A 9,018-nucleotide genomic window follows, 5' to 3' on the forward strand; every position below is an offset into this window, starting at 1 on the left:
GAAGGCGTCACACGCGGACCAGATCTACTTCTTCTGCAGCGACGTGACCTTCTGAGCCACCCGGCCACCGGCCCCGCCCGAACGCCTGCCGCGTCCGGGCGGGGCCTCGCCGCGGACCGGCGAGGGGTCGGGCGGGGCGGACCGCTGTTCCTCGTCCTCGGGCCGGACCCACAGGCGCCAGCCAGTACACAGCAGTTCGGTGCCGGACCCGAGCTGGATGCGCGCCCGCTTCGGCTTCTTGAGGAGGTGCTGCTGTTCTGCGGCAGGGCGCGGACCTCGACGCATCGTCTCCGCCGTGCTGGTGGTGGCGGCCGAGCGCTCCTGCCCGGAGGCGGCGATCGCGGCGTTCAGGTACAGCATGCCGAGGGTGGACAGCCCGAGCCGGGACAGCGCCGAGAGGTGATCGAGCGCCTGGAGGGCGTCGCGGGCAACGAGGGCGAGCCCGCCGGGCGCCGGGGCGCCGCGCGGCAGGGACTCGACGACCTCGACCGAGATGGCACGTGGGCGAGGCGACAGGCCCGCCCGCCTGCTCCTCGCCGCGGCGTCGTGCGCGCGGGCCGCGTGGTGGCCTCTCCCCTGCCGGCTGCTCCCTAGACTGCTGCCCGCCCCCAGCCCAGCCGAGGAGACCATCGTGCGACCAGCCCGTTTCCAGACGTTCGCCATCGACGCCTACCGCGCCGCCGGGCTCCGGGCCGAGCCGTGGACGGAGGGCGCCAGGCGCCCGTTCGGCGTGAAGGTGCGCTTGGGATCGGGGGCGGAGGTCTGGCACGCCATCACCACCCAGCCGCGCGAGGGCGACGTCCCCGAGCAGCCGGAGGAACCATGGGAGAAGGACGCCCCGGAGCCGGTGGCGGTGCCCGAGCTCGGCGCCGGCCGGGTGCCGATCCCGACCGTCGAGCGGTACCTCGCCGCCCTGCTCACCAACGCGGGGTCCGCCGAGGTCGCGCGGGTGTACGCGTACTCGGACCGCGCCCAGCCGGGCAGCACATCCGGGTTGGGCGTGGAGTTCCACAGCGGTGCGAAGGCGTTCGCGCCGTTCGTGCACGCCATGCCGCCCGGCCAGTCATCCCCCGGCCGGGAGTTCGACCTGCCGCAGGAGGTCTGACATCAGATTCCGGCAGCCCGCCCCCGACGCATCAGGAGACCGGCGGCACGCCGAGTGCGGTCGCGATGTCGAGGAGCCGGTCGATCCTCGGGGACACGGTTTGTCCGTCGCAGCCGCGTGGGGAAGCCCCGGTGAAGGGAGAAACGCGAGGTGGGTGCAGACGGGGTCGAACCGCCGACATCCGCCTTGTAAGGGCGGCGCTCTACCTCTGAGCTATGCACCCCCGTGACCGGCACAGCCTACACGGGCCACCCGCACGGCGCCGCGGACGCCGGGTTGAGGCCGTCCTGGGAGGCTGGTGGGAGAATGGATCGCGGACTCACATGGCCGATCCACGGCGGGGAGAAGGACACGTGACAGCAAGCGGCGGGACCCGCTGGTTCGGGCGGGGGCGCGTGGAGGACCTGCGGGCCCAGGCGCAGGAGGCCAAGGACGCCGCCGCCGCCGCGTTCTACGAGCTGGACACCGCCCAGCGCGACCTGCGGATCACGATGGAGGCCATCACCGCCGCCGACGACGGCCGCGAGGCGGAGCGCGCCGTGGCCGACTTCGCCGCCCTGGGCGAGCGCATCGACCGCGTCAGCCAGGACTACATCACCGCCATGGACGCGCACGACCTCGACAGTCAGGCACTCGACGCCGGCGCCGCGAGCCGGGCGCGTCAGCGGTTGCTCACGGCGCGCGACGAGTTGGCGCGCACCCGCGCGGACCTGGAGCGTTTCGGGGAAGGGCTCGCGCCCCTGGTGGAACGGGCCGAGTCGCAGCTCGCCCAGGTGGCGCCCGCCGTGGAACGCGCCAAGGCCGCACTGCGGCAGGCGACCGAGGCGCTCGACGGGGCGCGCGGGGCCGGGCTGCGCGCCGAGGATCTGGCCGCCGCGCTGGCCGCGCTCGGCCCCGAGCTGCGGCGGCTGAACGAGGGCGCGGGCCAGCACGGCATCAAGGCGACCATCCGGCGCGCGGACGACGTGCGGCGACGGGCCGAGGCGATCGCGGCCGACGCGGCCCGGCTGCCGGAGCGCGCGGCGGAGATCGACCGGCGGCTGCGCTCCCTGCGCACCAGGGCGGAGGCCATCACCACCAGGGCCGGGCAGGTGGAGCCGGTCCTGAGCGAGCTGCGCCGCCGGTTCAGCGCGGCGTGCTGGCAGGACCTCCAACGGGTGCCCGACGAGGCGGCGGAGTCCGTGCGGCAGGCCGAGGGCACCCTCGCCGCGGCGCGCCAGGCCCGCGAGGAGCAACGTTTCGCCGATGCCACGGCCGGGCTGGCCAGCGTGCACGAGCTGCTGGGCCACTCCGATGAGGCGGTCTCGGCGGCCGGGGAGCGGCTGCGGCGGCTGAACGAGGTGTCGTTCGACCCGAAGAAGGAGATCAGCAGGACGCGGTTCGTCATCCGTGACGCACAGCGACTGGCGATGACGGGGCGCACGATCCCCGAGGCGCGCCACGCCCGCCCGCTGGACGCCGCGGTCGAGCGCCTGGAGCGCGCGGTCGCCGACCTGGAGAACGGCGGGAAGAACCCGGACTACTGGCTGTTCCTGACCGAGACCGAGGCCGTGCGGGCCATGGTCGGCGCCGTGGTGGAGGACATCCGCGCCGGACGGTGAGCCGTTCGGCCCGCACCGTGCAGCCGCACTGCTCACCCAGGCCGCCCGCCCGTTATGTCCGGCTTCACGGGGGTACGCGGGGGGCATGGCTGCCATTCACGGCACGGATCCGCGCGGCGAGCCGCGGCTGCCCCACACGGGGCCGCGGTCGCTGTTGCGGCGCGTGCGCCTGGACGATCACCTGCCCGTCGACCGCCGGCTGAGCCGGGTGTACCGGATCGGCGCCGGACTGGTGGGCCTCGGGCTCGTCTGCTTCGGCGTGCTCGGCCTGACCGTGGGCGGCGGGCTGTTCTCGACCGGCGACGACCAGGTCTGGGGCATGACCACGAACGGCGCGCTGAGCTGGCTCTCGATCGTGGTGGGCGGGCTGCTCTTCGGCGGGATGTTCTTCGGCGGAAACGGCGCCTCCACGCTCAACCTGATCATCGGCGTGCTCTTCGTGCTCAGCGGCTTTGTGAATCTGGTCATTCTCGAACGCACCGCGAACATCCTGAACTTCCATCTGCCCAACGTCATCTTCAGCTTCGCCGCCGGCCTCGTGCTGATGACGTTCGGCATGTACGGCCGGGTGAGCGGGCGGCTGCCGCACGACAATCCGTACTGGCGCGCCCGCAACCCGGACGACCCCGACGCCCACGGCACCCCCAGCGACCGGCCCGAGCTGGACGGCCGACGCCTCAACGAGGGGCCAGAGCCCCGAGCAGCGCGCGGAGGATCTCCTCCCCGCACCTGATCCCCTGCCCGGCGAGCGCCGTGACGTGCGGCGCGGTCCACCCCGCCGCCGCCAGCTCGCCGTGCCCGGGGCGCCAGCCCCGGTCCGCGGCCAGCAGCAGGTCCGTGTCGAGCAACGAGTCGCCCGCCGCCAGCACGGTCCCCGCCCCGGTGCGCCGCGCGACCTCGGCCACGGCGGCGCTCTTGGTCAACGGGCGCGGCACGGCGTAGAGCTTGCGCCCCTGGAGGGAGACGGTCCAGCCGCGCGGGGCCGCCCAGTCCGCCAGTTCCTTGGGCCAGGTGTCGGGCATCAGCGCGCGTTCGACCACGAGGTAGGCGAACAGCCCCTCCGCGTCGCGCTCCTTGAGCAGCCACGCCGGATCGGCGGCGGCCCGCAGGTGGGCCGCCACCTCGGCGAGCGGCGCGCAGTCGTCGGCCAGCGCCCGGCGCACGCGGGCGTGCCAGTCCTCGTCCGTGGCGCCGTCCACCAGCAGATGGCCGCCGTTGGCACAGATCGCGTAGCGCGGCGCGGGCCCCGGGAGGCGGACGCGGAGGTACTGCTCGCGGGTGCGCGTGGTGGTGGGGACGAGCAACGCGCCCGGGTGCGTGGCCAGTTCGGCGAAGAGCGCGGCGGCGGCCTCGGTGACGAACGACTGCGGGCGGTGCCGGTACGCCTCCACGCTCAGCAGCCGGGGCGCCTCCGCGTCCGGCACGTCGTCCAGGGCGAGCGCGGCGGCGGAGTAGATGAGGGTGCGGTCCAGGTCGGTGGCGACGAGCGTGCTCGGCGGGGTGGGCGTGCTCGGCTGGGTCACTGCGCGGCCTTTCCGTCGGCGCCGGTGGCGCCCCGGGTGTAGCGGGGGTGGATGAGCCCGACGCAACTGTAGGGAAGGTCGTCGGTCTCCTCGACCGGGACTCCGCGCTGCTCGGCGAGGAGCCTGATGTGGTCCAGGTCCGCGCCCGCGCCGCGCCGGGCGAGGATCCGCCAGGGGACGCGGCGCAGCAGCACGCGGGTGGTCTCGCCGACGCCGGGCTTGACGAGGTTGACATTGTCGATGCCGTAGGCGGCGCTGATGCGCTCCACGGCGCGCCAGCCCTCCCAGGTGGGGGCGCGTTCCGCCGGATCGGCGGCGAGCAGCGCGGCCGTGTCGGCCGCCACGCCGGCGGCGGTGGCGGGGTCGGCGAAGTGGGCGGCCACGGCGTCCAGGAAGTGCCGTGAGAGGTCGGTGCCGGCGAGCTCCTGGTAGTGCTTGGCGCCGTGGAAGTCGTCGGGGCCGACCAGGTCGTCGCGGAGCACGGTGCGCGATATCAGCCCGGAGACCGTGGAGTTGAGGCAGGCGGAGGGGATGAGGAAGTCCTCGCGCGTGCCGTAGGTGGTGACGCAGCCCCCGGGGTCGGCGAGCACCGCGAGCGCCGGGTCGAAACGGGGGAAGTCACCGAGCGCGTCGGCGAGTTCGCGGGTGATGGCGCCCTTGCCCGTCCAGCCGTCGAGGAACACCACGTCCTCGGGCTCGTGGTGGGCCGCGAGCCAGCGCAGCGCGGTGGTGTCGATGCCCTGGCCGCGCACGATGGAGACCGCGTAGTGCGGCAGGTCGAGGCCGTGGGCGTGGCGGGCCCAGCGGCGCATCAGGATGCCGATGGGCGTGCCCGCGCGGGCCAGCGAGACCAGCACGGGCACCCGCCCCGGCCCGCCCCGTTCGGCGAGCACCGCCTCGGTCACGGTCCCGACGGCGCGGGCGACCCTGGCGGACGAGGCGGCGAGCGCGGTGTGGAAGAGGCGCTGGTACTCCTCGCTCGGCTGGTACTCCACGGGCAGCGACTCGGCGTAGTGGGCACCGCCCGACTGGATGGCCTCCTCGCGCTCCTCGGCCGGGGCCTCCAGCGTGACGTCGGAGAGGTCCTGGAGGAGCCAGCCCACCTCGTCGGGGGCGTAGGAGGAGAACGCCGGGCCGCGCAGCGGGTGCGGAAGGCGCGGCACGACGGCCAGCAGGAGGTGCGGGGTGTGGCCGCCGACGGCGGCCAGGAGGCCGTCGGGCGCGTGGAGCCCGGGGGTGTCGCCCGCCGCGTCGGTGACGACCACGACGGCGTCCCAGGCGCGGCCCGCGACGTTGTACACGTAGCGCGGCCCGGGGCCGTCGGCGGGTGCGTCGTGGGCGGGGAAGGTGAGCCGGGTGCGGATCGCGTACCCGGGGTCGTCCACCGGCAGCACGGGTGAACGGGTGGTGGTCGAGAAGTACACCTCGGCGCCGGTGGCCCGCTCGACCTCGGCGGCGAGGCGCAGCGGGACGTAGATCAACTCCTCGGTGCCCAGCACCAGGACGCGCCGGGCCCCGGCCGGGAGCGCCTCGGCGAGGCGGGCGCCGACCTCGGGCAGCGCCTCTTCGAGACGGGCGCGGTGGGCGGCGGTGAAACCGTGCCGCCCGCCGTCGGGCAGCCCGTCGGGCCAGCCCAGGTCCACGCGGCGCGCGGCGGCCCGCGCGCTGGCCGCGGGGGCGCCGGGCGGTGCCGCCTCGTGCTCGGCGACCAGCTCCATCCCGCGCCGCAACACGTCGGCGGGCAGGCTCACATGCCCCTCGGCCAGCGCGATCACATCGACCGTGGCGCCCAGTTCGGCGGCGAACTTCGCCAGCGCCGAACGGTCCGTGTCCGTGCGGGTGTCCACCAGGACCGCCACGGCGTACCGGTCGCGCGGGTGGCGGCGGTGGAGCGCGGCGATGGTGTTGCGCACGGTCCTGCCGGTGGACAGCTCGTCGTCCACCAGCACCAGCGGCCCGTCCGCGGCCAGCAGCGCGGGGTCGGTGGGCAGCAGCAGGTGCGAGGTGTGGTGGCTGTGCTCCTCCTCGAAGCCGCCCGCGGGCAGAACTCCGGCCACGGGTCGGCGCGTTGAGTGCAGATACGTTACTTCGCCCACGCCGGTGCCCGGTTCGGCGCCCAGCGCGGTGGCGAGGCCGTCCGCGACGCAGTGGCCGAGCCCCGTCGCCGTCTCCGCGTAGCCGAGGACCAGCGCGCGCCCCGCCGCCTCCTCCCCCAGCGACTCCCGGACCCTGCGGCCCAGTTCGATGCCGGTGGAGTACACGGTGCCGGGGCGCTGGGGGATGTGCTTGCCCAGGACGTTGGACACCAGGAGGTGGGCGCGGCGCGGGTTCCTGCGCAGGGCGAGCCCCAGCAGCTCGCGCACGCCGTCGCCGTGCAGCCTGACCCCCAGCCGCTCGGTCACCCACTCGCCCGGCCAGGGGGCGTTCACGGCGCTCATCCGATGCCCGCCGTCAGCAGGTCGACGAAGTCGACGCCGTCCCGGGCCACGCCGAAGACCTCGGCGCGCGTCATGGTCCGCTCCGCCCAGGCGCGGTGCGGCTTCACCTCGTTCATCTTGTTGGTGTAGGCGGAACGCAGCACCCCGCCGCCGAGCCCCGTGCTGAGGATGTCGGCCGCGTCGCTGAACTCCTCGTGGCTCACGACGGACAGCGCGTGCACCGGCGCCACGTGCGAGGGGTGGATGCAGGTCTTGCCCATCAGGCCGTTGGCGTGGTCGAGCACGATCTCGTGGAGCAGGCCGTCCATGTCGTGCTCGATGAGGCGGGCGCGCAGCTCCTCGGCCCGGCCGCTGAACGGGCTGCTGCGCAGCTGGGGCTTGAACATCCGCTCCTGGGCCCGGAAGTACTCCCACACCGGGCCGGTGACCGTGTAGCCGGAGCCGTCGGCGCGGGCGAAGACGTTGACCACGTCGGCGATCATCGAGGCGACGAGGTGGACGTCGTAGGCGGTCATGTCGGGGCTGCGGCGCAGGCCGTAGGCGGCGCAGAAGTCGGTGACCCCGAGGCGGACCGCGGGTATGCGCTCGCGGTACTTGTCGACGAGGCGCGCGGTGGCGGTCAGGCCGCCGGCGCGGGTCTCCAGGTGCAGCAGCTCGGGCGATTCGAGCACCGGCATGGCCAGCAGGCGGCGCCCCGAGAGCACTTCCGCGGCGGTGAGGGCTTCGAGGAAGGCCGGGCCCGTCGCGGGCGTGAACTTGGGCAGCACGTAGCCGGTGAGCAGGGCCGCGGACTCGCCGAGGCGGGTGGTGAGGTCGGTGATCTGCGCGGCCCGGCGGACGCGGATGAACAGCAGCGGCAGGTCACCGGGGGCCACCTCGCGGCGCAGCTCGCCGAACTGGCGCACCAGGTTCTCCTCGGCGCCGATCACCTCGCCGTCGTCGATGGAGTCCTCCAGGCACAGGACCATCGACACGACCCCGGCGGCCGTCTGCTTGCGGATGTCGGCGGCGAGCCGCGGGCGCGTGGCCGGGCAGTACAGGGTGGCCCCCAGCGCCATACCGAGGGTTCTGACGGGGGATCCCGGCCCGAACTCGGCGGGCTCCTGGTGGAACAGCGTGCGACGCCGCGCAGGCGTGAGGTGCCCGTAATGTCGCATGGATCTCCCCGAGGTTCACGGCGGCTCCGGTCGCCCGGCTGGCTGTACCGGTCCCCCGGCAATCGTAAACGCGGCATTGTTTCGGAAGTGTGGCGACAGGCAGGATTCCTTATATGACGTACGCGTTGGATAAGGGGGCGACAATTCACCTTCCGGTCGCCGGGTTACGCGCCGTGTTGCGGTGGACGCCGACAGGCGTCGACGGGCGCCGTGGAGGGCCGGATCTGGATCTCTCGGCGCTGCTGCTCGGCACCGGCGGACGGGTGCGCTCCGAGGGCGACTTCGTCTTCTACAACCAGCCGCGCCACCCGACGGGCCTGGTCAGACGCCTGTCCAAGCGGCGGGACCGGGAGGGGCTGCGCGACACGGTCGAGGCGGAACTGGCGCGGCTCGACGGCTCGGTGACGCGGATCGTCCTGGCGGCCTCGGCGGACGGCGGCTTCGCGGCGGAACGGAGCGTTCCGCGGCTGATCCTCCAGGACACGGCCGGGACGGACCGGGGAACGCCGCTGGCCGTCCTCCCGCTGACGCCCGCGCCCGGGGAAACCGCGGTGGTCTGCGGGGAGTTGGTGCGGGTGGCGAACGGCTGGGAGTTCCACGCGTCGGGCCCCGGGTACCCCGGCGGCCTGGTCGCCCTGGCCGCCGCCTACGGCATCACGGCGGCCGGCGACCCCACGCCGACCCCCCAGCGGCCCTACGGCTACCCCGAGCCCGACCCCGCGTTCACCCTGCCCCCGCAGGGCCCCCAGTTCCTGCCGCGGCCCTGAGGGTGGTGAGGGCTCCGCCGTGGTCGTCAGTGGCCGCGTGGTGCGTACATGATCACGGCCATCCCGGCCAGGCACACCGCGGCGCCGACGAGGTCGTACCGGTCGGGCCGGTAACCGTCGGCGATCGCGCCCCAGGCGATCGACCCGGCGACGAAGATCCCGCCGTAGGCGGCGAGGATGCGGCCGAAGTCGTCGGCGGTCTGGAAGGTGGCCACCACGCCGTAGAGGCCCAGCGCGATGACGCCCGCGCCGACCCAGATCCAGCCGCGGTGCTCGCGGATGCCCTGCCACACCAGCCAGGCACCCCCGATCTCGAACAGCAACGCAGCTCCCGCCCAAAGCCTCTCCAGCCCCGTGGGTGGTACCTCTGCCTGCGGGCGGCGGTCCCCCTTTTCTTCCGAACGGCGCGCACCGCCCGCCCGCGCGC

Annotated in this window: 9 protein-coding genes and 1 tRNA gene; 4 read left to right on the forward strand and 6 right to left on the reverse strand. The window is 74.4% G+C overall.

Features of this window, described 5'->3' with window-relative positions; genetic code table 11:
• Positions 1-24 precede the first annotated feature (24 nt).
• Positions 25-630, reverse strand: a complete 606-nt coding sequence (locus ADY01_RS27880) for a hypothetical protein (RefSeq protein ID WP_049579042.1) — start codon at positions 628-630, stop codon at positions 25-27.
• A gap of 1 nt (position 631) precedes the next feature.
• On the opposite strand from ADY01_RS27880, the gene ADY01_RS27885 reads away from it, so the two are divergent.
• The gene (locus ADY01_RS27885) at positions 632-1,105 is read left to right on the forward strand and encodes a hypothetical protein (protein ID WP_049579043.1); all 474 of its coding nucleotides are present in this window, start codon (positions 632-634) and stop codon (positions 1,103-1,105) included.
• Positions 1,106-1,256: 151 nt separating this feature from the next.
• On the opposite strand, the gene ADY01_RS27890 is transcribed toward ADY01_RS27885, so the two are convergent.
• Positions 1,257-1,328: transfer RNA gene (locus ADY01_RS27890), tRNA-Val, on the reverse strand.
• Positions 1,329-1,428: 100 nt separating this feature from the next.
• Here ADY01_RS27890 and ADY01_RS27895 point away from each other — a divergent pair.
• Complete coding sequence (locus tag ADY01_RS27895) at positions 1,429-2,706, forward strand: hypothetical protein (RefSeq protein WP_049579045.1); 1,278 nt, start codon at positions 1,429-1,431, stop codon at positions 2,704-2,706.
• 85 nt (positions 2,707-2,791) lie between these two features.
• Positions 2,792-3,439 (forward strand): DUF4383 domain-containing protein, encoded by a 648-nt coding sequence (locus ADY01_RS27900; protein WP_049579047.1) that lies wholly within the window; start codon positions 2,792-2,794, stop codon positions 3,437-3,439.
• Here ADY01_RS27900 and ADY01_RS27905 read toward each other — a convergent pair.
• The 3 genes from ADY01_RS27905 to ADY01_RS27915 are packed head-to-tail and all read right to left on the reverse strand — an operon-like array spanning position 3,384 to position 7,824.
• Complete coding sequence (locus tag ADY01_RS27905; protein ID WP_049579048.1) at positions 3,384-4,229, reverse strand: hypothetical protein; 846 nt, start codon at positions 4,227-4,229, stop codon at positions 3,384-3,386. The two genes, ADY01_RS27900 and ADY01_RS27905, sit on opposite strands and share 56 nt — an antisense overlap.
• Positions 4,226-6,667 (reverse strand): phosphoribosyltransferase, encoded by a 2,442-nt coding sequence (locus ADY01_RS27910; protein ID WP_049579050.1) that lies wholly within the window; start codon positions 6,665-6,667, stop codon positions 4,226-4,228. The genes ADY01_RS27905 and ADY01_RS27910 overlap by 4 nt, the downstream gene beginning before the upstream one ends.
• Positions 6,664-7,824: an HpcH/HpaI aldolase/citrate lyase family protein gene (locus ADY01_RS27915; RefSeq protein WP_049579051.1), complete on the reverse strand. Its 1,161-nt coding sequence runs from the start codon at positions 7,822-7,824 to the stop codon at positions 6,664-6,666. Before ADY01_RS27915 ends, ADY01_RS27910 begins: the two co-directional genes overlap by 4 nt.
• A gap of 113 nt (positions 7,825-7,937) precedes the next feature.
• Between ADY01_RS27915 and ADY01_RS27920 the strand changes: the two genes are divergently transcribed.
• A complete protein-coding gene (locus ADY01_RS27920; RefSeq protein WP_063784384.1) occupies positions 7,938-8,591 on the forward strand; it encodes a TerD family protein in 654 nt (217 codons plus the stop codon).
• A gap of 26 nt (positions 8,592-8,617) precedes the next feature.
• Here the strand turns inward: ADY01_RS27920 and ADY01_RS27925 are convergent, their stop codons facing one another.
• On the reverse strand, positions 8,618-8,941 hold the full coding sequence (locus ADY01_RS27925) for a YnfA family protein (protein WP_049579053.1): 324 nt from the start codon (positions 8,939-8,941) through the stop codon (positions 8,618-8,620).
• Between the last annotated feature and the right edge of the window lie 77 nt (positions 8,942-9,018).

It is taken from the genome of Streptomyces sp. SBT349 (genome assembly GCF_001083795.1).
In the GTDB taxonomy this organism is placed as follows: Bacteria; Actinomycetota; Actinomycetes; order Streptomycetales; family Streptomycetaceae; genus Streptomyces.

What these genes read in the sequence shown, in the direction of transcription:
- ADY01_RS27880 (WP_049579042.1), bottom strand. Translation starts at nt 630, where the DNA reads ATGGTCTCCTCGGCTGGGCTGGGGGCGGGCAGCAGTCTAGGGAGCAGC.
- ADY01_RS27895 (WP_049579045.1), top strand. Translation starts at nt 1,429, where the DNA reads ATGGCCGATCCACGGCGGGGAGAAGGACACGTGACAGCAAGCGGCGGG.
- ADY01_RS27900 (WP_049579047.1), top strand. Translation starts at nt 2,792, where the DNA reads ATGGCTGCCATTCACGGCACGGATCCGCGCGGCGAGCCGCGGCTGCCC.
- ADY01_RS27910 (WP_049579050.1), bottom strand. Translation starts at nt 6,667, where the DNA reads ATGAGCGCCGTGAACGCCCCCTGGCCGGGCGAGTGGGTGACCGAGCGG.
- ADY01_RS27915 (WP_049579051.1), bottom strand. Translation starts at nt 7,824, where the DNA reads ATGCGACATTACGGGCACCTCACGCCTGCGCGGCGTCGCACGCTGTTC.
- ADY01_RS27920 (WP_063784384.1), top strand. Translation starts at nt 7,938, where the DNA reads ATGACGTACGCGTTGGATAAGGGGGCGACAATTCACCTTCCGGTCGCC.